Source organism: Candidatus Pelagibacter sp. HIMB1623 (assembly GCF_052047695.1).
Lineage (GTDB): Bacteria > Pseudomonadota > Alphaproteobacteria > Pelagibacterales > Pelagibacteraceae > Pelagibacter.
Genome location: NZ_JBNAJN010000013.1, coordinates 35637 through 59279 on the forward strand (window position 1 = coordinate 35637; position 23643 = coordinate 59279).

Annotated in this window: 26 protein-coding genes; 17 read left to right on the forward strand and 9 right to left on the reverse strand. The window is 28.5% G+C overall.

Annotation, left to right across the window (positions count from 1 at the left end; translation table 11 throughout):
* Positions 1–32: 32 nt before the first annotated feature.
* Positions 33–2195, forward strand: coding sequence for a malate synthase G (locus tag ACTTBN_RS04615; protein WP_440681225.1), 2163 nt, complete (start codon positions 33–35; stop codon positions 2193–2195).
* On the opposite strand, the gene recR is transcribed toward ACTTBN_RS04615, so the two are convergent.
* The 5 genes from recR to kdsB all read right to left on the reverse strand — a co-directional run bounded on the left by recR (position 2182) and on the right by kdsB (position 6462).
* Positions 2182–2793 carry a recombination mediator RecR gene (gene recR / locus ACTTBN_RS04620; RefSeq protein ID WP_440681227.1) on the reverse strand — a complete coding sequence of 204 codons (612 nt, stop codon included), beginning with the start codon at positions 2791–2793 and terminating at the stop codon, positions 2182–2184. The genes ACTTBN_RS04615 and recR overlap by 14 nt on opposite strands.
* A gap of 3 nt (positions 2794–2796) precedes the next feature.
* Positions 2797–3114: a YbaB/EbfC family nucleoid-associated protein gene (locus ACTTBN_RS04625; RefSeq protein ID WP_440681228.1), complete on the reverse strand. Its 318-nt coding sequence runs from the start codon at positions 3112–3114 to the stop codon at positions 2797–2799.
* The gene (gene dnaX / locus ACTTBN_RS04630; protein ID WP_440681229.1) at positions 3107–4753 is read right to left on the reverse strand and encodes a DNA polymerase III subunit gamma/tau; all 1647 of its coding nucleotides are present in this window, start codon (positions 4751–4753) and stop codon (positions 3107–3109) included. Before dnaX ends, ACTTBN_RS04625 begins: the two co-directional genes overlap by 8 nt.
* Before the next feature lie 144 nt (positions 4754–4897).
* Positions 4898–5731, reverse strand: coding sequence for a prephenate dehydratase domain-containing protein (locus tag ACTTBN_RS04635; protein WP_440681230.1), 834 nt, complete (start codon positions 5729–5731; stop codon positions 4898–4900).
* Complete coding sequence (gene kdsB / locus ACTTBN_RS04640; protein ID WP_440681231.1) at positions 5728–6462, reverse strand: 3-deoxy-manno-octulosonate cytidylyltransferase; 735 nt, start codon at positions 6460–6462, stop codon at positions 5728–5730. Before kdsB ends, ACTTBN_RS04635 begins: the two co-directional genes overlap by 4 nt.
* 110 nt (positions 6463–6572) lie before the next feature.
* Here kdsB and ACTTBN_RS04645 point away from each other — a divergent pair, with 110 nt between their 5' ends.
* Positions 6573–7112 carry a c-type cytochrome gene (locus ACTTBN_RS04645; protein WP_440681232.1) on the forward strand — a complete coding sequence of 180 codons (540 nt, stop codon included), beginning with the start codon at positions 6573–6575 and terminating at the stop codon, positions 7110–7112.
* On the opposite strand, the gene argF is transcribed toward ACTTBN_RS04645, so the two are convergent.
* Together argF and ACTTBN_RS04655 are read right to left on the reverse strand one after the other, a co-directional pair.
* The gene (gene argF / locus ACTTBN_RS04650; RefSeq protein WP_440681233.1) at positions 7104–8033 is read right to left on the reverse strand and encodes an ornithine carbamoyltransferase; all 930 of its coding nucleotides are present in this window, start codon (positions 8031–8033) and stop codon (positions 7104–7106) included. The two genes, ACTTBN_RS04645 and argF, sit on opposite strands and share 9 nt — an antisense overlap.
* A 2-nt stretch (positions 8034–8035) precedes the next feature.
* Positions 8036–9202, reverse strand: a complete 1167-nt coding sequence (locus ACTTBN_RS04655) for an aspartate aminotransferase family protein (RefSeq protein WP_440681234.1) — start codon at positions 9200–9202, stop codon at positions 8036–8038.
* Positions 9203–9371: 169 nt separating this feature from the next.
* Here ACTTBN_RS04655 and ACTTBN_RS04660 point away from each other — a divergent pair, with 169 nt between their 5' ends.
* Entirely contained in the window at positions 9372–9866 is a 495-nt protein-coding gene (locus ACTTBN_RS04660; RefSeq protein ID WP_440681235.1) for a GcrA family cell cycle regulator, read from the forward strand.
* A gap of 4 nt (positions 9867–9870) precedes the next feature.
* On the opposite strand, the gene ACTTBN_RS04665 is transcribed toward ACTTBN_RS04660, so the two are convergent.
* Entirely contained in the window at positions 9871–10857 is a 987-nt protein-coding gene (locus ACTTBN_RS04665) for a complex I NDUFA9 subunit family protein (protein WP_440681236.1), read from the reverse strand.
* 16 nt (positions 10858–10873) lie between these two features.
* Here ACTTBN_RS04665 and ACTTBN_RS04670 point away from each other — a divergent pair, with 16 nt between their 5' ends.
* The 14 genes from ACTTBN_RS04670 to ACTTBN_RS04735 are packed head-to-tail and all read left to right on the forward strand — an operon-like array spanning position 10874 to position 23302.
* Complete coding sequence (locus ACTTBN_RS04670; RefSeq protein WP_440681237.1) at positions 10874–11485, forward strand: ribonuclease D; 612 nt, start codon at positions 10874–10876, stop codon at positions 11483–11485.
* Positions 11485–12453 (forward strand): KpsF/GutQ family sugar-phosphate isomerase, encoded by a 969-nt coding sequence (locus ACTTBN_RS04675; protein ID WP_440681238.1) that lies wholly within the window; start codon positions 11485–11487, stop codon positions 12451–12453. Before ACTTBN_RS04670 ends, ACTTBN_RS04675 begins: the two co-directional genes overlap by 1 nt.
* Positions 12453–13031, forward strand: coding sequence for an LPS export ABC transporter periplasmic protein LptC (locus ACTTBN_RS04680; RefSeq protein WP_440681239.1), 579 nt, complete (start codon positions 12453–12455; stop codon positions 13029–13031). The genes ACTTBN_RS04675 and ACTTBN_RS04680 overlap by 1 nt, the downstream gene beginning before the upstream one ends.
* The gene (locus tag ACTTBN_RS04685; protein ID WP_440681240.1) at positions 13032–13808 is read left to right on the forward strand and encodes an ATP-binding cassette domain-containing protein; all 777 of its coding nucleotides are present in this window, start codon (positions 13032–13034) and stop codon (positions 13806–13808) included. It abuts the gene before it with no gap.
* 6 nt (positions 13809–13814) lie between these two features.
* Positions 13815–15140, forward strand: coding sequence for a 3-phosphoshikimate 1-carboxyvinyltransferase (gene aroA / locus ACTTBN_RS04690; RefSeq protein ID WP_440681242.1), 1326 nt, complete (start codon positions 13815–13817; stop codon positions 15138–15140).
* Positions 15137–15793: a (d)CMP kinase gene (cmk, locus tag ACTTBN_RS04695; protein WP_440681243.1), complete on the forward strand. Its 657-nt coding sequence runs from the start codon at positions 15137–15139 to the stop codon at positions 15791–15793. The genes aroA and cmk overlap by 4 nt, the downstream gene beginning before the upstream one ends.
* Positions 15793–17520 carry a S1 RNA-binding domain-containing protein gene (locus ACTTBN_RS04700; protein ID WP_440681244.1) on the forward strand — a complete coding sequence of 576 codons (1728 nt, stop codon included), beginning with the start codon at positions 15793–15795 and terminating at the stop codon, positions 17518–17520. The genes cmk and ACTTBN_RS04700 overlap by 1 nt, the downstream gene beginning before the upstream one ends.
* Positions 17521–17536: 16 nt before the next feature.
* Positions 17537–17827 carry an HU family DNA-binding protein gene (locus ACTTBN_RS04705; protein ID WP_440681245.1) on the forward strand — a complete coding sequence of 97 codons (291 nt, stop codon included), beginning with the start codon at positions 17537–17539 and terminating at the stop codon, positions 17825–17827.
* Positions 17817–18506 (forward strand): orotidine-5'-phosphate decarboxylase, encoded by a 690-nt coding sequence (gene pyrF, locus ACTTBN_RS04710; RefSeq protein WP_440681246.1) that lies wholly within the window; start codon positions 17817–17819, stop codon positions 18504–18506. The genes ACTTBN_RS04705 and pyrF overlap by 11 nt, the downstream gene beginning before the upstream one ends.
* Entirely contained in the window at positions 18506–19135 is a 630-nt protein-coding gene (locus ACTTBN_RS04715; RefSeq protein WP_440681247.1) for a phosphoribosylanthranilate isomerase, read from the forward strand. Before pyrF ends, ACTTBN_RS04715 begins: the two co-directional genes overlap by 1 nt.
* A complete protein-coding gene (trpB, locus tag ACTTBN_RS04720; RefSeq protein WP_440681248.1) occupies positions 19125–20354 on the forward strand; it encodes a tryptophan synthase subunit beta in 1230 nt (409 codons plus the stop codon). The genes ACTTBN_RS04715 and trpB overlap by 11 nt, the downstream gene beginning before the upstream one ends.
* A complete protein-coding gene (gene trpA / locus ACTTBN_RS04725) occupies positions 20354–21154 on the forward strand; it encodes a tryptophan synthase subunit alpha (protein ID WP_440681249.1) in 801 nt (266 codons plus the stop codon). Before trpB ends, trpA begins: the two co-directional genes overlap by 1 nt.
* Positions 21151–22080, forward strand: a complete 930-nt coding sequence (locus tag ACTTBN_RS04730; protein WP_440681250.1) for an acetyl-CoA carboxylase carboxyltransferase subunit beta — start codon at positions 21151–21153, stop codon at positions 22078–22080. The genes trpA and ACTTBN_RS04730 overlap by 4 nt, the downstream gene beginning before the upstream one ends.
* Positions 22034–23302: a bifunctional folylpolyglutamate synthase/dihydrofolate synthase gene (locus ACTTBN_RS04735; RefSeq protein WP_440681251.1), complete on the forward strand. Its 1269-nt coding sequence runs from the start codon at positions 22034–22036 to the stop codon at positions 23300–23302. The genes ACTTBN_RS04730 and ACTTBN_RS04735 overlap by 47 nt, the downstream gene beginning before the upstream one ends.
* Here ACTTBN_RS04735 and ACTTBN_RS04740 read toward each other — a convergent pair.
* Positions 23299–23616: a thioredoxin family protein gene (locus ACTTBN_RS04740; protein ID WP_440681252.1), complete on the reverse strand. Its 318-nt coding sequence runs from the start codon at positions 23614–23616 to the stop codon at positions 23299–23301. The genes ACTTBN_RS04735 and ACTTBN_RS04740 overlap by 4 nt on opposite strands.
* Positions 23617–23643 lie beyond the last annotated feature (27 nt).

The following is a 23643-nucleotide window of genomic DNA, read 5'->3' on the forward strand; positions in this document are numbered from 1 at the left end:
GGCAAAGATACAGATGGGGTAATAAAAGTGCTATGCAACATAAATATATACAAATTAAAAATCTTAAAGTTTCAGAAAATCTTGCAAAATTCATAGAAGAAGAATTGTTAAAAGACACAGATGTCAGTGTAGAAAATTTTTGGACAGGTTTTGAGAAGTCTCTAGATGAGTTAGTTCCAAAAAATAGAGACTTAATAAAAATCAGAGAAAATTTACAAAAAAAAATAAATGATTGGCACATAACTAACAAAGGTGAGGAATTAAATTTAGAAGAATACAAAAAATTTTTATTAGAAATTGGTTATTTAAAAAATGAAGGACCTGATTTTAAAATTGAAACAGAAAATGTTGATGATGAAATCACAAGTATAGCTGGTCCTCAATTAGTAGTACCTGTTATGAATGCTAGATACGCATTAAACGCTGCTAACGCAAGATGGATGAGTTTATATGATAGCCTTTATGGTACTGATGTAATTGAACAATCTGAAGATAGTGTATCTGAAAGATATGATCCTCTGAGAGGTGAGATGGTAATAAAATATGGAAGAGATTTTTTAGATAAATATTTTCCTTTGAAAGGACTTAGTTGGCAAAAAATTACAAGTTTTGCAATTAAAGATGGTAAGTTTAAAGTATTAAAAGGAGCTGATATTTTTGATTTACAAGATGAAAATAAATTTATTGGTCATAGAGGCGAAATTGATAATCCTTCAGCGATAATTTTAAAAAATAATAATTTACATATTGAAATACTAAAAGACTCGAGAGCATTTGCAGCTCAACAAGATCATGCTGGGATTAGTGATATAATTCTGGAGTCTGCGGTTTCAACTATCTGTGATAATGAAGATAGTGTTGCTGCAGTAGATGCCGAAGATAAAATCATTTGTTATCGAAATTGGCTTGGCTTAATGAAGGGAGATTTGAAATCTACTTTTGAAAAAGATGGTAAATTATTTGAAAGAAAACTAAATCCAAATAGAAGTTATGTTTCAAAAGAAGGTAAAGGTTTAAAACTTCATGGTAGAAGTCTTTTATTAGTAAGGAATGTAGGTCATCTTATGACCAATCCATCAATAATATTAAGTGATGGAAATGAAATTCCTGAAGGTATCATGGATGCATTTATTACTACAGCTGCTGCTTTACATGATCTTAAGAATAAAAATAACTCAAGGAGAGGTTCAATTTATATTGTTAAGCCTAAAATGCATGGACCAGATGAAACTGAATTTACTGATCAAATTTTTTCTAAAGTTGAAGAGGTCTTAGGTTTAAAAAAATACACATGTAAAATTGGAATAATGGACGAGGAAAGAAGAACTTCAGCTAACCTTAAAGAATGTATTAGAAACCTTAAAAATAGAGTGTTTTTCATAAACACTGGTTTCCTAGATAGAACAGGTGATGAAATGCATACATCAATGGAAGCAGGTCCTATGATTAAAAAAGGTGACATGAAGACTTCTAAATGGATTAACGCCTATGAAAATAATAATGTTGATGTTGGTTTAAGATGTGGTTTTTCGGGCAAAGCACAAATAGGAAAAGGAATGTGGGCAATGCCAGATAAAATGAAAGATATGATGGAGCAAAAAACTGGACATTTAAAAGCAGGAGCTAATTGTGCATGGGTACCATCTCCAACAGCAGCTGCTTTGCATGCTTTACATTATCATGAAATAAATATTTTTGGTGAGCAAAAAAAATTAATCAACAGGGAAGCAGCTAAACTAGATGATCTCTTAACAATACCAGTAGCAGATAGACCAAATTGGTCAGTAGAAGAGATAAATAAAGAAATTTCTAATTCAGCACAAACCTTATTAGGTTATGTGGTTAGATGGGTTGATCAGGGGGTTGGTTGCTCTAAAGTTCCTGATATTAACAATGTGGGATTAATGGAAGATAGAGCAACACTTAGAATTTCATCTCAACATATTGCAAATTGGATTCATCATGGAATTACAACTAAAATACAAGTAACTGAAATCATGAAAGATATGGCTAAAATTGTTGACGATCAAAATAAAAACGACCCAAAATATGTTAGGATGAGTGATAATTTTGATAGTTCAATAGCTTTTCAAACTGCATGTGATTTAGTGTTTAAAGGTAAAGAACAACCATCAGGTTATACTGAACCTTTGCTTCACTTAAATCGATTGAATAAAAAATCTAATCTGAATTAGAAACTAAACTAGATCTATTTTTAAAAGCAGAAAATAAAGTTCCATCATCCAAACTTTCAATTTCTCCACCCACTGGCAGTCCTTGTGCAAGCTTAGTTATTTTAATATTTAAATTTTTTAAACTATCTTGAATATAATATGCTGTTGTTTGACCTTCAACAGTTGCGCTAGTTGCAAGAATTACTTCCTCAATATTTTCTCGATTAACTCGATCAACTAGAGAATTTATTAAAAGATCTTCTTTTCTTTGACCTACTGAAGATATTGTTCCACCCAATATATGAAAGTAACCTTGGAATATATTTGAATTTTCTATAGACCACTGATCTGCAATATCTTCGACAACACAAATTTTATTGTATTTAGTATTTTTGTCCTCACAATTAATACATCCTGTTGAAATAGATTTTAAAGATCCACAAGAGTTACATCTAACAACATTTTTATAAAGTTGAGCCAAAGTATTTGCCATTGGTTTAACAAGTTCATCTCGATTATTGATCATCTTTAAAACAATCCTTTTTGCTGACTTTGGTCCTAAACCTGGAAGTTTAGAGATTAGCTTTATTAATTCTTCTATCTCACTAATGTTTTGCATTTATTATAAAGGCCACTTAAACCCAGGTACTCCAAAGCCTCCTGTTGCTTTTGAAATTTCCTCAGTTGTTTTTGATTTTAACTGAGATTTAGCGCTGTTATGAGCGGCAACAATTAAATCTTCTATGATTGTTTTATCTTCTTTCATTATTTCATCCGATAAATTAATTTTTTGCATCTCACCTTCTCCATCCAGTACAATTTTTACCGAATTAGACCCAGAAACTCCCTCAACTCTTATCTCTTTTATTTTTGCTTGGCTCTCTTTCATTTTTGCTTCAAGTTCCTTAGCTTTGTCTAAAATTTTACTAAAATCAGTCATTTGAATCTCCTTCTTTAATTAAACTTACATCTATCAACTCAGCATCTGGAAAATTATCAATTACTTTTTTAAAAATATCTGATTTTTTTGCCTCTTCTATCAATAGCTTTTTATTTTGAACAATTTTATCTTTTATAGAAATTTCACCTTTTGCCTTACTAAACGTAATAATCCATCTTTCATTAGTCCACTCAAAAAGTTTTGTCGATAAATCTTTTACAAAGTTTTTATCTAAATTATCATTAAAGGATATCTCGATTCTATTTTGCTCAAATTTTACTAGATTAACATTTTTTTCTAATTCATATTTTAATTTAATTTCTTTTTTGTCTAGACAAATTTGGATTAGACGTTCAAGAGAATTAATTTTTAAAGAGCTATCAGCCTTAACTTCATTAGAGAGTTCTGGTTTGCTTTTTTCTTCTTGAGCAATATTTTTTATTTGATTTACAGTTGGAGAAGACAGATTTTTTTCTTTAATTTCATTAGAATTATTAAAATCTTTAATATCATCCATTTTAGTTTTAGATTTAGTAGAGCTTAAATACATCAATCTGATAAGAAACATTTCAATTGACAAATGTTGATTGGAAACAATATCTAGCTCCTCAAGGGTAGAAATAGTAAATTGCCAAAATAATATCAACGTATCTGGGTTTACTTGATTTTCTATATTTTTAATTTTTTCAAATTCATCATCATTTAGAGAAAAATTGGTACTTTCTAAACTTAGTGAATTTATATTTTTAAAATAATATAATAATTCTAGAAAATCATTTATAAATACTTTTGGTTCAACACCTTGGTCATAAATTTTTCTATAAGTATTAATTACTTTATCCTCTTCCCCTTTTAAAATTAATTCAAATAAATCTATAAGTTGTGATTTATCAAAATATCCAAATATTTTTTGTGCAGCTACTAAATCTAATTCTACGTCATTTTCTAAACTTAACATGGCCCTATCTAAAAGCGACAAAGCATCTCTTACGGAACCCTCAGAAATTTTAACAATTAATTTTAAAGCATCATCTGAAATGTTTCCTTTCTCTTTGTCTTTTATTTTTTTTATAAATTCCAATAATTCTGAAGATTTAATTCTAGACAAATCAAATCTTTGACACCTTGATACTACAGTTATTGGTATTTTTTTAATTTCAGTAGTTGCAAAAATAAATTTTAAATATGGGGGTGGTTCTTCTAATGTTTTTAGTAATGCGTTAAATGCCTGTTTACTGAGCATATGAACCTCATCGATGATAAAAATTTTAAATTTTGCTGTAGTTGGTCCATATCTAGAAAATTCAATTAAATCTCTAACATCATCTACACCTGTTTTGCTAGCTGCATCCATCTCAAGAACATCAATATGTCTTGAATTACTAATCGCATCACAATGTTCACAATAATTTTCCTCACATAAATTTTCTATTCCATTTGAACAATTAAGTGCTTTAGCAACAATTCTTGCTGTTGTCGTTTTTCCTATCCCTCTAATTCCTGTAAATAAGTAAGCGTTAGGAACCTTATTTGCTGTAATAGAATTAATTATTGTTTCAGCTACTACTTCTTGACCAATGAGATGATCAAATGTTTGAGGTCTATATTTTAAAGCTAATACTTTAGAATTATTATTCATATTTATATAATTTAGGAGACTAGAACCTGAATAACTGTCTCTACGACTGCTTCCGTTAAGATCTGGTCGGGTTCAAGCAGCATCCACCTCTAGCCTCCAGATCTATTATAGCAGTTAAAATTTCTAATCCACAAGAAAAGAATATTATTTTTTTTCTCTAAGGGTATCTGCCTCAAACACACCTAAAACGTGAAAATCTTCACAGTGAAGACCTAACTCTTCTAAAGATTTTTGAACTTTTAAATCCTCAATATGTCCATCTAAATCACATAAGAAAAAATATGAATCAAAACTATTTTTTTCTGGGTAACTTTGCAATTTTGTTAAATTGACACCATTTATAGCAAAACCTCCTAGTGACTGGTAGAGGGCTGCTGGTTTACTTTTAAGTTTAAACAAAAAAGAGGTTATATATTTTTTATCTTTAAATTCAGGTTGAGAAATATTTTTTCCCATAACTAAAAATCTAGTCAAGTTTCCAGTCTCATTCTCTATATTTTTTTTTATTATTTCTAATCCATAAATTTCAGCACTTAATGAAGATGCGATTGCAGCTTGTTTTGGATCTTTTGTTTTAGAAATCATTTCTGCAGATCCAGCTGTATCTGCTCTTATATGTTCAGATAAATTATTTTCTTTAATGAAATTTGAACATTGAGATAAACCTTGTGCATGAGAATATACTTCTTTGATACTTTCTAGTTTTACACCAGGTTGTCCAAGTAAATTATGTTCAATTTTTTGAAAGTGTTCCTTATAAATATTTAATCTGTGTTTAAAAATTAAATATTCAATTCCTATATTTCCAGTAATTCTGTTAGACTCAGGAATTATAATCTTGCACTCATGCTCTTCGGAAGCTTTATTAAAACAATCATCAAAAGTTTTACAAGGTATAATCTCAGCATCTGGATCAATTGATAGAGCGGCTAAATGTGAATACGCACCATAAGTTCCTTGGAAATATATTTTGCTCATAACGATTTATATTCCATAATTTTTTTCAAGGCCAGATAATCTTCCTCGGTATCAACCCCTATAGGATTTGAATTGGCTATACTTACATTGATATCAATTTTATTATCTAAAGCTCTCAATTGCTCTAGTCTAAATTTACTTTCATTTTCTGTTTGATTTAAATTTACAAACTTTTCAAGTGTATCTGCAGCGTAACAATAAATACCAATATGATGATAAGTATTACTAATATTTTTAGATATTCGATTAAATGACTTAGCTTTAGAAAAATTATTATCCTCAAGTTTTTTTTCTGTTAATACTTTAACAACATTTTCATTTTCCAAATCTTTCAGATCCTTTATTTTGGCTGCAAGTGTGCCTATCTTTGATTTATGGACAATCATTTTTTGATTTAAGCCAATTATATCTTCAACTTTAATAGATGGTTCATCTCCTTGTAAATTCATAATCAAATCAATATTTTTTATATTTAATTTTTTATAGGCCTCATAAATCCTATCAGTCCCAGTTTTATGTTTACTGCTCGTTAAAATAGCTTTAAAACCACTTTTTTTAACATCATCAACAATTTCTTGATCTTCTGTTGCCACATAAACATCCCCAATATTTGCCTCTGATGCTCTTTTGCAAACATGAGAAATAATTGATAAATCATTAATTTTTAACAAAGGTTTGCCTGGAAGTCTGGTAGCAGACATTCTTGAGGGTATAATAATTATGGTTTTCATTATTTTTGATTTATTTAACCATTAATTAATGAGAGAGGCAAATTTATACATTAAATTTTAGCGATTTTTTTATTTAACGTGTTATATGTTCAATCTCATAATTAAAAAAAATGGATTCTTTTGAAATAAATAAGATTATTGCAGCAGTATTAATGGTTGCTCTTTTAGTTATAGGAATCGGTAAATTATCTGATGTTATATTTTATGTGGAGGAGCCTGAGACCCCTGGCTATACAGTTGAAATAGAGAATGCAACTACTGTATCTACTTCTAGTTCTGCAAAAGAAGAGGAAAAAATAGACATTGTAGCATTAATGGCAATGGGAGATATAGCAACTGGTGAAAAAGTTTTTAAAAAGTGTGCAGCATGTCATTCAATAATTAAAGGTGGAAAAAATGCAATAGGGCCAGCTCTCTACAACGTGGTAGGAAGAAAAGTTGGATCTGTAGAAGACTATAAGTATTCAAAAGCATTAGCAGCTTATGACAAAGAATGGACATTTGAAGAATTAAATGGCTTTCTTAAAAAGCCTGCAAAATATATTAAGGGAACCAAAATGGCCTATGCTGGACTTAGAAAAGAGAGTGATAGAGCATCAGTAATTAAATATTTAAACGAGAATTCAGATAATCCAGTACCTCTACCTTAGTTTTCCAAAACAATATAATAAAATACTTTTTTGTACGTGAACTCTATTTAGAGCTTGCTGCCAAACATGAGAATTTTTTCCTAGAAAAACTTCTTCACTAACTTCATCTCCTCTAGGCAAACAATGTAAAAATATACAATTTTTATTTGCAAAGCTCATTAGTTTTTTGCTTACTTTAAATTTCTTGAAAGCTTGTATTTTATTTTTCTTATTAACTTTATCATTTAGAGAAATTACTTTATCAGAAAAAATTACATCTGCTCCTGATGCAGCTTTTTTGGGGTCATTGTATATAAATATTTTTTTTTTATTTTTTTTAACCCAATTTCTGACTTGTTGTCCTGGTTCAAATTTTTTTGGACAACCAATTTTCAATTTAAATGAAAATTTAACTGAAGCCGCAATTAAACTATCTAAAACATTGTTGGAGTCGCCTATCCAACAAATATTTAATTTCGAAATAGGTTTTTTTGTTATTTCCTCAACTGTAAAAACATCTGATAGGACTTGAGTTGGATGAGAAGATGGACTCAATCCATTAATTACTGGTATTGATAGATGGTCTTTAAAATCCTCAACTTTTTTATCACTATCAGTTCTCAACATAAATCCATCCCCATATGTTGAAAGAATTTTGGCAGTATCTGCAATACTTTCGCCCCCTTGACCTAAGTGTAATTCGTTAGAACGTAAAGTTAAAGTTCCACCACCAAGTTGTTTTATTGCTAAATAAAAGCTTAATCGAGTTCTTAAACTTGATTTTTCAAACATTTGTATTAGCAATTTTCCTTTTAAAGGTGCTCCTTTATCTACCTCAAGTGTGCTTAATTTTTTTCTTAAATTTTTTCTTTTTTTTGCATCAATTAAAATCTTTCTTAAGTCATTAGCGGGTATATCTTTTAAATTTATAAAATGTTTCATTATTATTTTAACTCTTCACATACTTTTTTAATAATTTTTAAAGCTTGATTAATTTCAACTTTTTTAACATTTAATGGTGGTAGAATACGAACCACATTTTCAGCAGCACGTATAGTTAAAAGTTTATTATCCATTAGTTTTTTTATAAACAATGTTTGATCTTTTTGAAGTTGAATTCCGATTAATAAACCTTTCCCTCTAATCTGCTTAATAATTTTGGGATACTTGTCTTTAATATTATTTAGATTTGATATGAAATGTTTTGATAAATTTTTTACATTTTTTAAAAATTTCTTATTTGATACAATATCCATAACAGCATTACCAACTGACATTGCTAAAGGATTTCCTCCAAATGTTGATCCATGTGTACCTGGCACCATACCAGTAGCAACTTTTTTATTCATTAAAACTGCTCCAATTGGAAAACCGCCACCAATTCCTTTTGCAATCGGTACAATGTCCGGCTTAACTTTAGATTTTTCAAATGCAAAAAAATCACCAGATCTTCCAATTCCGCACTGAACCTCATCAAGTATCAATAATATATTTTTTTTATCACATAATTTTCTCAATTCTCTCAAGCACCAATCAGGAATAACTTTAATACCACCTTCACCCATTATTGTTTCAACCATGATTGCAGCAGTGTTTTTGGTTATTTTTTTTTTCAATAATTCATGATTGCCAAAATCAAAATGATCAAAACCATTTACTTTTGGACCAAATCCTTCTATCATTTTTTTAGAACCACTTGCAAATATTGCTGCCAGAGTTCTTCCATGAAAAGAATTTTTTACGCATAAAATTCTATTTTTATTTGGTTTTCCTATAGAAAAAAAATATCTTCTAGCAATTTTTATAGCAGCTTCAGTGGCTTCTGCCCCACTATTTTGAAACATTACAAAATCTGCAAAAGTATTTTTACATAATTTTTTAGCTAATCTTTCTCCCTCTGGAATTTGAAAAGCATTTGAAACATGCCAAAGTTTTTTTGATTGCTTGTTAATTGTTTTTACTAATTTTGGATGTGCGTGGCCTAATGAATTTACAGCTATACCGCTTACAAAGTCTAAATATTTCTTTCCATCAGTGGAATATAAATAACTACCCTTTCCATAACTAAATGAGATTTTTTTTCTATTATAATTTTTAGCTAGATTGCTCATAAATAAATTTTATTTTTATAAATTTTAATTAATAGATACAAGTTATGATTGAAACTGGTCAGTTAGTTTCTTGTAATTCGTGTTGATAACTCTAATTTTTTGATTGTTTAATTAATTTTTATAACAGTATATTGTTATTTTTAAAAAAGTTAATACAACATGTTGATATATGAGTTGGACTGAAGAAAAAGTACAGAAATTAAAAGAGCTTTGGGGCAAAGGAAATACTGCAAGCCAAATAGCTGAGATTATTGGTGGTATTAGTAGAAATGCAGTTATTGGTAAAGCACATAGACTTAATTTATCTGCAAAAATTAAGACAAGATCTGCAACTTCTAATCAAAATTTTGAAGAAACAATTGGTGAAAAAAATATTAGATCTAGAAGAGGACGAAAAAGTAAATTTAAATCTTTAATAATTGAAAAAGACTTTGAGCCAGAAAACCCAAAGCAATTGGAAGAACTTGATGAACATTCTTGCAAATGGCCAATAGGTCATCCAGATGAGAAATCATTTTATTTTTGTGGAAGATCTTCTTTAAAAGATTTTTCATACTGCAAACTACATCTTCTTTATGCTTACCAGCCAAAAGGTAAAAAAGAAGAAGTAACTGATAAAGAAGAAGTTCCAGAATTCATTGAAAAGAAAATACAGTCAGCTTAATTTGTTAATTAGCTTTTATATCTAAATCATTCTCTGAATTGTATTTTTCTGTAGAAAACTGACCGCCTTCTCTCCACATATAACAATATTTTTTTACCTCTTGATCAAAATACCTTAAACTTGGAATTCCTATATCAGAATTAGTTTTGTACTTACCTGAAGCAATATTATTATATTTTAAAAGTCTTAATTGATCTCTTGTAAGCAAAGGTTTCGGCATAATTTCAAAAAATCTTGCAGAAAAATTAGCTACTGGTAGAGGTAGGGGTATAAGTAATCTTTTTTTTCCAATCAAATTTAATAATTTTTCAAGAAGCTCTTTAAAATTAATTTCTTCAGGTCCTACACATTCAATTATTTTTGAATAAACATTATTTGAAATAATATAATGAATTGTATCTGTTAAATCAGAGCAATGAATAGGAGCAAACTTAGTCTTGCCTTCATAATATAATGGGAAAATAGGAAGTCTATTCAGTAAAGTCATAAAGTTTGTAGTAAAATTATCATCAACAGAATAGACAATAGATGGTCTTAGTATTGTTGCCAAAGGAAAATTTTTTAAAACTTTGTTTTCACCTTCAAGCTTACTTTTTGCATAGTCTGAATCCAATGCATCATTAATTCCTAATGCGGATAAATGAATAAAATGTTTTAGATTATATTCTTTTGAGAGCTTTGCTAATAAAGAAGGGAATATTGAATGGATATTATCAAACGTATTTCCTTTTTTCTGCTCAAACAAAATACCAATTAAGTTTATGCATATGTCTGCTTTTGAAAAAAGTTCTCTTATTTTTTTTTCATCAAAAATATTTGCTTCAGCAATATCAATATAGCCTGCATTAGCTTGTGTTTTGATAATATAACTTTTTTGATGAATGTTTCTTGTTACAACAGTAACTTTATAATTATTCTTAGTTAATTTTCTTATTAAGTTTCTTCCAATTTGGCCACTACCACCAAAAATTAGACAATTTTTTGCTTTCATATATATATGTTTAAAAATGAGTAATAATATTCAACTTCACAAAAACGATCTACCAGATGATTTAAATTTAGGCAATATAATTGCCATAGATGGTGAATTCATGGGTCTAAATGTCAGACGTGATCCATTGTGCTTAATTCAAGTATCTTCTGGCAACTCAGATGCACATATAGTTCAATTTGATAGAAAAAATTATCAAGCACCTAATTTAATTAAAATATTAAGCAACGAAAATATTGTAAAAATTTTTCATTATGGACGAGCAGATATGGCTCATATTAAATATTATTTAAAAACAGAAACTAAAAATATTCTAGACACAAAAATTGCATCAAAGCTTGCAAGATCTTATTCTGACAACCATTCATTAAAAACGCTTATTAAAGAGTTTATAAATATAGATATTAGCAAACAATTTCAAAGTTCAGATTTTGGAGGTGAATTAACACCTGCGCAACTAAAATACTGTGCTAACGATGTAATATATTTACATCGAATACATGATGAATTGAAAAAAATATTGGAAAGAGAAAATAGAATGCAACTTTATGAAGATTGTCTTAAATTTTTAAAAACAAGGGTTGATCTTGATCTTGCATTATTTAGAGATGATATCTGGTCGCACTAATGAATAAAAAAAAATTCATAACTGAAGCAAACAATGTAATTAACTTAGAAATAAAAGCGCTTCAAAAATTAAAAAAAAGTATCAACAGCTCTTTTGGTGAAGCAGTAATAAAAATAGCAAAATGCCAATCAAAAGTAATTTTGTGCGGAGTGGGTAAGAGTGGTTTAATAGCATCTAAAATTGCAGCAACTCTTGCTTCTGTTGGAACCCCATCATTTAGTCTTGCTGCTAGTGAAGCTTCTCATGGTGACCTTGGAATGATATCAAAAAATGATATTTTAATACTAATTAGTAATTCTGGACAAACAAATGAACTAAAAAATATTATTCAATTTGCCAACAGAAATAAAATTCTCTTGATAGGAATAGTGTCTAAGAAAGATTCAGTTTTATATAAAGCAGCTGATATAAAACTTTTAATTCCTCAAGTAATTGAAGCTGAAGGCATAATTCCAACATCTAGCACGACGTCTCAGCTTGCTTTGGGTGATGCTCTGGCCATTTGTTCAATGAAATATAAAAAATTTGGAAAATTAGATTTTAAAAAATTACATCCCGCAGGTAGTCTTGGAGCTCAACTAAGAACAGTAGAAGATATTATGCTAACAGGAAATAAAATTCCTTTTATTGATGAAAATCTAAATATGAAAAAAGGTTTACAAATATTAAGTAAAAAAAAATTAGGATTTCTACTTATTCAAGATAAACAAAAACGGACTAAAGGAATAATCACAGATGGGCAAATTAGAAGATTTAATGAAAAAAAAGAAAATCTTTTTAATGTGTCTGCAAAAGAAATTATGACAAAAAATCCAATTAGTATTGATAAAGACTCATTAGCAGTAAAAGCGTTAAGCTTGATGAATGAGAAAAAAATTACTTCTCTTTGTGTACATAATAAAAAAAATAAACTTAAAACTATCGGTATTCTTCATATTCATACTCTATTAAAATCCAGCATTAATTAATGAAAAGTATAAATTATAGAGTTTTTATTTTCATAATTATATTAGCTGTAAGTTTTTTTTTCATTTATTCAAATTATTTCCAAAAAGAAAAAAATAATCAAAATATAAGTTTAGAAGCTGAAGAAGAGATTTCTACAAATTCAAATATTATTAAAGATATTAAATATTCTTCAAAAGACCTAAAGGGAAATGAATATATAATTTTGGCTGATGAAGGCGAAATAGATCTTGATAATAGTGACATTATCTTTTTAAAAAATGTAAAAGCTTTCCTCAATTTAATTGAAAAAAATGAGACGATTACAGTTGTCTCTGACTTTGGCAAATATAATACAATAAATTATGATACCATTTTCTCGCAGAACGTTAGAATTCAATATCAAGATAATTCAATTACTGGGGATTATTTAGACTTTTCAATGAAGAAAAATTTATTGATTATTTCAAAAAATGTAGTTTACACAAACCCTACTAATATTTTAAAAGCAGATGTAGTTGAACTTGATACAATAACAAAAGATACAAAAATTTTTATGCACAATTCTAAAGATAAAGTAAATATAGAAAGTCGAAATTAAATGGCGCTTATAAAAAAATTTAGAATTAAATCATATAAGCAACCTAATTCGATCATCTCTTTTGAAAATGTATCCCTGTCATATGGAAATCGATTAATTTTAGATAATATCAATTTTAAAATTAACGAAGGTGAAATTTTTGGAATGCTTGGACCAAATGGTGTTGGTAAATCTACAATATTCAATTTAATAACAGGACTTATTAAGCCAGATAGCGGTCAAATTAAAATCAACAACACCAATGTTTTAGATTTTCCAATATATCTAAGAACAAAAAAATTTAAAGTTGGATATGTTCCTCAATATGGTGGTTTTTTTAGCGATCTAACTTTGTACCAAAACCTAAAAGCTATCGCAGAAATTGTTATTAACGAAAAAAATAGTGAAGAAAACAAAATTAATGAATTAATTAGTAAATTTGAATTAGAGAATTTAAGAAACATAAAAGCGAAATTTCTTTCTGGTGGGCAAAAAAAGAAATTAGTTATTGCTCTATCACTTTTAAGTGATCCAAGTGTTCTTCTTTTAGATGAATGTTTTGCAGCTCTAGATGTCCTAACAATAAAAATGTTACAAGAAATTATTGTAAACTTACAAAATGAGAAAAAAATTACTATCTGTATATGTGATCACCAAGCAAGAGATTTACTCGCTTGTGTAGATGTTGCAATGATTTTGAGCAATTGCAAGATTATTGCAGAAGGCTCTCCATCTGATCTAGTTAATAATATTGAAGCAAAAAGTGCATACTTTGGTGAGTCTTTTAGTTTTAAATAATTGCAAATGTCAAAAATAATTTCTGTAAATCATAAAATTAAAAAATTTAAAAAAATTATAACAGTTCCTGGTGATAAAAGCTTAAGTATTAGATGGGTACTTTTTTCCTCGTTAGCAAAAGGAACATCAAAAGCAAAAAATCTTTTAATGTCTGAAGATGTATTGGCTGCAATAGAGGCAGTAAAAAAATTGGGAATTAAAGTAATTATAAAAAAAAAAGAATGTAAAATTTATGGAAAAGGAATTGATGGCTATAAATATAAAAAAAACCTCACTATAGATGCTCAAAATTCAGGTACTCTTGGAAGACTTATTCTTGGACTGTTAGTAAATTCTCCAGAGCCAATAAATTTAATTGGAGACAAAAGTTTATCAAAAAGAGATTTTAAAAGAGTATCAGATCCTTTAAGCAAGTTTGGAGCTAAATTTAAATTAAGGAGCAATAATTTTTTACCCTTAAAGATCTATGGATCATCAAAGCTAAAACCAATTAAATATAATGAAAACAAAGGATCAGCTCAGTGCAAAAGTTCAATTATTTTTGCAGCAATGAGAACTGATGGAACAACAACAATTAAAGCGAAAAAATCAAGAAACCATACTGAACTATTATGTAAACATTTGAAATTACCAATAAGTATTAAAAATAATAAAAATTTTGATGAAATTAAAATTGAAAAAGTAAAAAAAATTAATTCTTTAAATTATGATATTCCATCGGATATTAGTTCTAGTGCATTTTTCATTGTCCTAACTGCGCTCTCTAATAATTCAGAATTAGTTATTAGAAATGTAAATATAAATCCATCTAGGATCGGTATCATAACTATTTTAAAAAAAATGGGAGTGAGAATAATTTTTAAAAATCAAAAAACTTATAAGGGTGAGAAAAAGGCTGACATAAAAGTAGTGAGTGCAAAAAATATAAAGGCGATTAATTGCCCTCCTGAATTAAATAGTGGTGCGATTGATGAATTTTTAGTTATATTTTTAGTTGCTGCCAAAGCGAAAGGTGTTTCGTATTTTAGTAATCTTGGTGAATTAAATCAAAAAGAAAGCCCAAGGTTAAAATGGGCTGATAAAATTTTATCCAATTTAGGAGTAAAAACAATTACAACAAACGACTCTATTAAAATCTATGGCAACCCTGATCTAAATTTAGATTTTGACAAAAAAATTACAATTAAAAATTATTTAAAAGATCATAGAGTTTTTATGACAAGTTTGATTGCAGCGTTAAGTTTTGGTGGAAAATGGACTATTCACGATAAAGATTCAATCAACACATCGTTTCCTAATTTTCTAAAAATTATTGAGGATTTAAAAAAATGATTAAAAGAAAAAATATTTTAAAAATTGCTATTGACTCACCTGCTGCAGCAGGTGCTGGAACTTTAGCAAAAGCTATTTCAAAACATTATAATCTATTTTATCTTGATACTGGAAAAATTTATAGATTTATTGCTTATCTAAAAATTAAATACCCAAAAAAATTTAATAATAAATTTATAAAATCAAAAATTAAGTCATTAAAAATAAAAGATCTCTCAGACAATAATTTACTGTCTGATGAAGTTGGAACTGAAGCTTCCATAATTTCTAAAATTAAATCAATAAGAAAAATGGTCCATTCTTTTCAAATTAATTTTGCATATAACCCACCTAAAAAATATAAAGGTTCTTGCTTGGATGGAAGGGATATTACATACAATATTATTCCTGATGCTGACTTTAAATTTTATATAACTGCAAATGTAAAAACTAGAGCATTAAGAAGATATAAAGAATTAAAAGGGTTAAAGAAAAAAATAACATATAAAGATGTCTTAAAAAGCATTAAAAAACGTGATAAAAGTGATTTAAATAGAAAAATATCTCCTTTAAAGAAAACAAAAGATTCACTATTGATTAATACGACAAACCTTAATAAAAGGTCATGTTTTTTAAAAATAAAAAAAATAATAGACAGGAAAATTAATATTTAATGGAAATTTATAAAGACTTATCAAATCCAGCATCTCAAGAATTCGAAAAATTACTAAGCAGTCAACTTTCAAAAGTTCAAATAGAAGAAGGTAAAATCATTGAAGGAAAAATAAATAAAATTACAGAGAAATTTGTATTTTTATTTGTTGAAGGTTTAAAATCAGAACCAGTTCTTGATATTAATGAATTAAAGAGCATGGGACTTTCTGAGAAAATCAAAATTGGAGAAACAATTCCTGTGCTACTTGAAAAAATTGAAGATAAGCATGGTGAAATTTTAGTTTCAGCTAGTAAAGCCCAAAAAATCAAAGGTTGGGATAAATTGGTAGAAGCATATGAAAAAAATGAGCCTATCATGGGAAAAATTACATCTAAGTGCAAAGGAGGATGTATAGTTGAACACATAGATACAGGTTCATTGATGTTTTTACCTGGCTCACAGATCAGTGATAAGCCTTTAAAAGATATAAGTCATTTAATGAATGAACCACAAAAATTTGCTCTAATTAAACTTGATAAAGTAAGAGGTAATGCGTGTGTCTCAAGAAGAGAAATAATTTCATCGTTTAAGAAAGAAGATAAAGCAAAAATAGTTGAGAAATATAAAGTTGGTGACATTATTAAGGGTGCAGAAGTAAAAGGATATAGCTCTTTTGGCTGCTTCTTTAATGTTAATGGTGAATTAGATGTACTAGTTCACTTACAAGAAATTTCTTATTCAAGAGTAAACCATCCAGATGAAGTTTTCAATATAGGTGAGAAACATGACTTAAAAGTAATTAGTGTTGATAAAGAAAAATTACAAGTTGGATGTTCAGTAAAACAATTGTCTCCTGACCCTTTTGAGCATATTGAAAATTATGAGCTAAACAAAATCTATAAAGTCAAGGTTGTAAAATTAATGGACTTCGGTGCTTTCTGTGAACTAGAACCAGGTTTAACAACTTTACTTCATTCTAGTGAACTAAGCTGGACTAAGAAGAATATTTCAGCAAAAAAAATGTTTAAAGTTGGAGATGAAATAGATTGTGTGATTACTGAAATTGATAAAGATAAAAGACGAGTTGCTATTTCACATAGACTAACCCAAGAAAATCCATTTGAGACATTTGAGAAGAAATATCCTATCGATAGCATTGTTGAAGGTGAGGTTGTGAATAAAAACGAATACTCATTGTTTGTCAAAATAGAGGATTTAGATATTGATGCTTTTTTACATTGTAATGATTTGACGTATTTAAATAATGGCGAAGAAGAATTAGCCAAGTATAAAAAAGGCGATAAACTTCAAGTTAAAGTTTTAGAAATTAAATCTTCTGAACAAAAAATTAGAGTTGGTCTAAGACAAACACAACCAGATCCGTTTGACTGGTTTAAAGATAAAGCAAAAAATCAAACGATAACTGTTAAGGTTGTTTCAACTGATAACAAAGGTCTGATTGTGAGACCAGAAGGCTGTGAAATGGATTTCCAAATTAAAAAATCTGCGATAGCAATTAATGCTGCAGACGCTAGGCCAAGCAGATGGACAGGTGGTGAGAAATTAGACTGTGCAATAGCAGATTTAGACCTAAACAAAAGAAAAGTAACATTAAGTATTAGATTGCTTGAAGAAATTGAGAAAAAAGAAGCTCTTGAAAAATATGGATCTGAAGGTTCTGGTAAAAACTTGCCTTTTTCATCATTATCAGAAGATCTGAAGAAAAAAGAAGAAGAGAAAGAATAATTGAAGAAGATTTAAATTGGCTATTGTAAAATCAAAGCTTTTAAAACAACTTTCAAATAACTACCCAAATTTCTTAAAAAAAGACCTAGAAAAATTTACTAATATAATTTTAAATGAAATAAAAAGAGCTCTTCGAAGAGGAGATGGGGTTGAATTAAGAAATTTTGGAACCTTTAGAGTTAAAACTCAAAAAGCTTCAATCAGAAGAAATCCAAAAACTGGGGAAAAAGTTGCAGTTCCTGAAAAAAAAGTAATATCATGGAAAATGAGCAAGGAAATGTTTAAAAAGATTAATAATGAAGAATAAAACTATATTTGTTGCTTGTGATACTTCAAATTTAAATCAAATAAATCAAATCCTTAAAAATATTAATACAAAAAAATTAAAAATTGTTCCAAAATTTGGATTGCAGTTTTTTTATTCTAAAAATGGAAGAAAATTTTTGGAAAAATATAAATCAGATTTTTGGTTAGATTTAAAAATTAACGATATACCACAAACAGCTCTTTCTGCAGTTGATAGTTTAAAAGATTTAAAAAATTGTAAATATATTACAGTTCATGCAAACGGTGGTCTTGAAATGCTAAAATCAATTAAAAATAAGACTAAACAAATTAATAAAAATTTGAAAGTACTAGGAGTTACTATATTGACTAGTCTTAACAACAAATCTTTAAAGGAAATTGGTCATACCAAAACAGTTGATCAACTTGTTTTAAAACAAGCAAGCATTATAAAAAAATCAGGCTGTGATGGAATTGTTTGTTCAGCGCAAGAAGCAAAAATGATTAGAAAAAAATATAAAAACTTTTTAATCATAACGCCTGGTATAAGAATGCCTGGTGATAATTTAAATGATCAAGCAAGAGTAATGACGCCAAAGAATGCATTCAAAAATAAAGTTTCAGGAGTTGTAATTGGTAGATCACTTACAAAGGGTAATATTAAAAATAATGTTAAAAGACTAATTGATCATTTAAACTGATGATCCAAGGATGCAAAATCTGTGGGATTTCAGATCCTAATACTCTTAATTTTCTAATTAATCATCCCCACCCACCTAAGTTTATTGGATTTATTTGTAACTATCCAAAGAGTCCAAGGTATGTTGAATATCAAAATTTAAAAAAACTTGTAAGTATAAATTCTAAAAAGAGTTTCTATGTTGCTGTTCTAGTAAAGCCTGATATTAAAATTTTGGAAAAAATTAAAAACTTACCTTTTGATTACTATCAAATATATGATTGTCTGCCAGAGGAGATAAGAGAAATAAAACAAAAATATCAAAAAAAAATTATTACAGCTTTTACAATCAAAACAGAGTCTGATTTAATTGATTATAAATTATATTCTGATGTAACTGATATTTACCTGTTTGATAGTAAAGGCTATGAGAAAAGTCAGTCTTTTAATCATGACTTGCTTAAAAATATCAATTTAAATAAGGAATTAATGATAGCTGGAAATATTCAATTCAATGATGATCTAAAAAATTTCAAAAATTTAGCAAATTTTATCGATTTATCTGGAGGTGTAGAAACATCTGGATTAAAAGACTTATCCAAATTAGAATTTTTTTTAAATAAAGTGAACGAAATTAAAAATGAAACTTAAAAAAGGTGTTCCATTAATTGATCAACATGACCAAAAAGGGTTTTGGGGAGGAAAATTTGGAGGAAGTTTTATTCCTGAAACTTTAAAAAAACCTGTAGAGGACTTAACTAAAGAATTTAAAAAACTAAGAAATAATAAAGAATTTCTTAAAAAAAGAGATTACTATTTTCAAAACTACATTGGCTCACCAACTTCTTTTGTAAAATTAGAAAATTTATCCAATCATTTAGGTGGAGCTCAAATTTGGGCAAAAGTAGTATCAGAGGCAAATGGTGGAGCTCACAAAATTTATAATGCAACTGTACATGCACTTATTTGTAAAGCTATGGGTAAAAAATATATTGTAGGCGATACTGGAGCTGGCTACGCAGGAAAGATGTTGAGTATGGCAGCTAAAAAATTTGGTCTCAAATGTAAAATTTTTATGGGTGCAAAAGATATTAAAAGACAAAAACCAAACTGTGATGCTATGAGAAAAAATGGAGCAGAAATAGTTCCTGTTTATTCCGGAAGCCAAACTTTAGTAGATGCTGTAAGTGAATGTATGAGATATTGGGTGTCAAATTGCGACAATACTCATATGTGTGTAGGAAGTACAGTTGGGCCAAATATATTTGTTAAAATATGTGGTTGGTCTACTGCACAAATTTCAAGAGAATTAAAATCACAGATTAAAAAAGAATTCAAAAAAATTCCAAATAAAATTAAACTAATTAATTGTGTTGGAGGTGGAAGTTCTGCTTATGGTTTTTGGAGTGAGTTCATAGATTTTAATAAGAAGCAAATTGAATTAATAGGTGTTGAAGCCGGAGGCCCTAAAAAATCAAAACTTCATGCTGCTCCTCTAAGTAGAAATGCAAAAGTTGGAATTTTACATGGTGCTGCTTCATATGTATGTCAAAATAATGAAGGACAAATAAATGACACAGAGTCTATAAGTGCTGGATTAGATTATCCAGGTGTAAGTCCAATTCATTGTTTTTTAAAAGATACGAAAAGAGCAAGATATACTTATGCTACAGACGAGGAAGCATTAGACGCTCATGTAATGGTCACAAAATTTGAAAAATTAAATCCAAGTCTAGAACCAAGCCATGCTTTTGCTGAAGCAATAAAAATTGCGCCAAAGTTAAGTAAAGACACAATTATAATTGTCAACTCATGTGGTGATGCAAAAAAAGATAGGGATATTTTAAGGGAAAGGTTAGGGAAACATTAATGAGCTCATTACTTAACAAAGCCTTTTTAAATGCAAAAAAAGAAAATAGGCCAGCTTTACTAACGTATACTGTTGCAGGAGATAATACTAAAAAAAAATCTCTAGAGATTCTCAATTCTATATCAAATTATGCTGACATATGTGAATTAGGATTTCCGCATAACACACCTATAGCTGACGGTGGACAAATACAAACTAGTGCCTATCGGGCTATTAAAAACGGAATCAAAATTAATGATGTATTTGAAATCGCAAAAGATTTTAAAAAATTAAAAAAAAATACTCCAATTATATTAATGGGATATTACAATATGATTTTTCAGTACAATGAAAATAAATTTATTAACAAATGTAAAAAGTCAAATGTAGATGGATTAATTGTTGTAGATTTACCCTACCCAGAAAATAAGAGTTTTGCCTCAAAGTGCAAAAAAAATGGTGTTAACTTTATACAACTAGTATCTCCAACAACTTCACAATCAAGATTAAAAAAAATCATAAAAGATTCACATGATATGGTTTATTATATAAGTATGCTATCAACCACAGGTGGGAAATTAAAAGTTTCACCTAAAAAAATTTTGGAAAGATATGCAAATATTAAAAAACAAAACACTTCAAAAAATGTAGTAATTGGATTTGGAATTACTGAAAAAACAATAAAATCTTTAAAAAGTGCAGATGGTTTGGTGGTTGGAAGTGCAATTTGTAAGGAAATATCTAAATCAATAAAAAACAGACAAAATACTGTCACAAATGTAACTAATATTGTGAGAAGATTAAAAAATAAAATTCAATGAACTGGATAACAAAAATAATAAAAGCAGGTGAAAAAATTAAAACTGCTATTAGAGAAAGATCTACAAAAGAGGATATTGAAAAAAGTGATTGGACTTCTTGTTGTAGAGGCCCAATTCTTAAAAAAGATTTAGAAAAAAATCTATGGGTTTGCCCAGATTGTAATAAGCATCACAGAATTAAACCAAAACAAAGATTTGATATTTTGTTTGGAAAAAATAATTATGAAGTATTCAAAACACCAATTCCAAAAGATGATCCATTAAATTGGACAGATTCTAAATCATACAAAGATAGATTAAAGATCGCTCGTAAAAAAACTGGATTAGAGTGTGGTATGATGGTTGCCTCAGGTACAATAAATAATATTAAAATTACTGCAGTTGCATCAGATTTTGATTTTTTAGGAGCCTCGATGGCGGCTGCGGAAGGTGAAGCATTTTTATATGGAATTCAACATGCTATTGAAAATCAAACTCCATTCATTTGTATAAGTGCAGGTGGAGGAATGAGAATGATGGAAAGCTTAATCTCACTATCACAAATGACAAGAACCACACTGGCTATAAACGAATTGAAAAAAAATGGTCTTCCATATTTGGTATGCATAACCGATCCTACTGCTGGAGGGATTACTGCTTCTTATGCAATGTTAGGAGATATACATATTGCAGAACCAGGAGCACTAATAGCTTTTGCAGGCGCAAGAGTAATTCAAGGAACAGTAAAAGAAGAACTTCCGGAAGGATTTCAAAAGAGTGAATATGTTGAAAAAACTGGTTTTGTTGACTTAATTGTTGAACGAAAAGACCTTGCAGCAAAAATTGGAACCTTATTATCAATATTGTTAAAACAGAATTCTGTTATATCTTCTGATCAAAATGAAACTTCAGAAGATAGTCAATCACTTACAAGAGCTGCATCCTAAAGAAATAGATTTATCTCTCGATAGAATTAAAAATCTTTGTAAAAATCTAGGAAATCCACAAGATAATTTAAAAACAATTTCTATTGTTGGAACGAATGGAAAATACTCTACCATACGAGCACTCTTCTCAATTTTAAAAGAAGCTAATTTTAATTGTAATATTTATACCAGTCCTCACATCGTAAGAATAAACGAAAGGTTTATATTTAATAATCACGAATTAAATGATGAAGATTTGAGCAAATTACTTGAGGATGTTGCAGAAGCAAACAATAATGATCCAATAACTTTTTTTGAGATACTTACTGCAGCTTATTTTTATCAAGCAGCAAAAACTCCTAAGAATATTAATTTAATTGAAGCAGGATTATTCCACCGTTTTGATGCAACGAATATTCTTAAGAAAAATTTGGCTAGTGTTGTCACTTCTATAGGATTAGATCACCTAGATTGGCTTCCAAAAAATGAGCAAAATATAGAAAAAATTATATTCGAGAAAACATCATCTCTTTTAAATTCAAATATTATCGTTTCCAAACAAAGTTCGGATTATATTAAAAGTGAAATAAAGAAATCTTTATCGAGAAATAATTCTAAAAAATATTTTTTTGGAGATGATTATAATTATTTATTTAATGAAAATGGCTTTGTTTATTATGAAGATAAAAAAGGTGGAATAAAACTTCCTCAACCCAATATAAAGGGTCAATTTCAACTTGATAATATTTCAAATGCTATTGCAACTTTAAGATCTCTAGAAGAGCTCAATATAAATGAAAATCATATTAAAAGTGGGATAACAAAAATTAAAAGTATTGCAAGACTCCAAGAAATTAATTCAGGAAAGCTAAAAGAATTAGTTAGAGATAATATATTACTTGTAGATGGTTCTCATAATCCATTAGGAGCAAAAGTTTTAAATGAATATTTAAATAGTTTAGATTGTAATAAACATATAATTCTAGGAATGATGGCAAACAAAAATCATAAAGAATATATGAGCTATTTTAAAAATATCTCAACCTTGACCACCATTGACATTCCAAATCAACCAAATTCAATAAATGGGAAAGAGTTAAAAAATAAGCTTAATTCTTTCAAAAATGTTCAATATAAAAAAAGTATTAGTGAAGCAATCAAGTCAATTCCGGTCAAGAAAAATGATATTATACTAATTACAGGTTCATTGTACTTGGCAGGCGAAGTTTTGAATTTAAACTAGATATTTTTATCTAAGAATTCTTTCATGTGGCTTTCAGGAACTCCACCAACTTTTCTATCTACCTCAACACCTTTTTTATATACAATAACAGTGGGTACGCCTCGAATACCTGCAGCACTGCCTGTGTTTATCCCACCATCTTCTATATCGGCATAGTAAAAACCTGCTTTATCTTTATATTCATCAGATAACTTATCCATCACGGGTTTAAGAGCCTTACAAGGACCACACCAAGCAGCAGAAAATTGAATTACTGATACCTCTTCATTTTTGATTTTGTTTTCAAAATCTTCATCTTTAAAGTCTATAAGCATGCTTCAGATATAATATATTCAATTCAT

Coding starts and splice junctions, on each gene's coding strand:
- ACTTBN_RS04615 (WP_440681225.1), top strand. CDS start 33: ATGCAACATAAATATATACAAATTAAAAATCTTAAAGTTTCAGAAAAT.
- recR (WP_440681227.1), bottom strand. CDS start 2,793: ATGCAAAACATTAGTGAGATAGAAGAATTAATAAAGCTAATCTCTAAA.
- ACTTBN_RS04625 (WP_440681228.1), bottom strand. CDS start 3,114: ATGACTGATTTTAGTAAAATTTTAGACAAAGCTAAGGAACTTGAAGCA.
- dnaX (WP_440681229.1), bottom strand. CDS start 4,753: ATGAATAATAATTCTAAAGTATTAGCTTTAAAATATAGACCTCAAACA.
- ACTTBN_RS04635 (WP_440681230.1), bottom strand. CDS start 5,731: ATGAGCAAAATATATTTCCAAGGAACTTATGGTGCGTATTCACATTTA.
- kdsB (WP_440681231.1), bottom strand. CDS start 6,462: ATGAAAACCATAATTATTATACCCTCAAGAATGTCTGCTACCAGACTT.
- ACTTBN_RS04645 (WP_440681232.1), top strand. CDS start 6,573: ATGGATTCTTTTGAAATAAATAAGATTATTGCAGCAGTATTAATGGTT.
- argF (WP_440681233.1), bottom strand. CDS start 8,033: ATGAAACATTTTATAAATTTAAAAGATATACCCGCTAATGACTTAAGA.
- ACTTBN_RS04655 (WP_440681234.1), bottom strand. CDS start 9,202: ATGAGCAATCTAGCTAAAAATTATAATAGAAAAAAAATCTCATTTAGT.
- ACTTBN_RS04660 (WP_440681235.1), top strand. CDS start 9,372: ATGAGTTGGACTGAAGAAAAAGTACAGAAATTAAAAGAGCTTTGGGGC.
- ACTTBN_RS04665 (WP_440681236.1), bottom strand. CDS start 10,857: ATGAAAGCAAAAAATTGTCTAATTTTTGGTGGTAGTGGCCAAATTGGA.
- ACTTBN_RS04670 (WP_440681237.1), top strand. CDS start 10,874: ATGAGTAATAATATTCAACTTCACAAAAACGATCTACCAGATGATTTA.
- ACTTBN_RS04675 (WP_440681238.1), top strand. CDS start 11,485: ATGAATAAAAAAAAATTCATAACTGAAGCAAACAATGTAATTAACTTA.
- ACTTBN_RS04680 (WP_440681239.1), top strand. CDS start 12,453: ATGAAAAGTATAAATTATAGAGTTTTTATTTTCATAATTATATTAGCT.
- ACTTBN_RS04685 (WP_440681240.1), top strand. CDS start 13,032: ATGGCGCTTATAAAAAAATTTAGAATTAAATCATATAAGCAACCTAAT.
- aroA (WP_440681242.1), top strand. CDS start 13,815: ATGTCAAAAATAATTTCTGTAAATCATAAAATTAAAAAATTTAAAAAA.
- cmk (WP_440681243.1), top strand. CDS start 15,137: ATGATTAAAAGAAAAAATATTTTAAAAATTGCTATTGACTCACCTGCT.
- ACTTBN_RS04700 (WP_440681244.1), top strand. CDS start 15,793: ATGGAAATTTATAAAGACTTATCAAATCCAGCATCTCAAGAATTCGAA.
- pyrF (WP_440681246.1), top strand. CDS start 17,817: ATGAAGAATAAAACTATATTTGTTGCTTGTGATACTTCAAATTTAAAT.
- ACTTBN_RS04715 (WP_440681247.1), top strand. CDS start 18,506: ATGATCCAAGGATGCAAAATCTGTGGGATTTCAGATCCTAATACTCTT.
- trpB (WP_440681248.1), top strand. CDS start 19,125: ATGAAACTTAAAAAAGGTGTTCCATTAATTGATCAACATGACCAAAAA.
- trpA (WP_440681249.1), top strand. CDS start 20,354: ATGAGCTCATTACTTAACAAAGCCTTTTTAAATGCAAAAAAAGAAAAT.
- ACTTBN_RS04730 (WP_440681250.1), top strand. CDS start 21,151: ATGAACTGGATAACAAAAATAATAAAAGCAGGTGAAAAAATTAAAACT.
- ACTTBN_RS04735 (WP_440681251.1), top strand. CDS start 22,034: ATGAAACTTCAGAAGATAGTCAATCACTTACAAGAGCTGCATCCTAAA.
- ACTTBN_RS04740 (WP_440681252.1), bottom strand. CDS start 23,616: ATGCTTATAGACTTTAAAGATGAAGATTTTGAAAACAAAATCAAAAAT.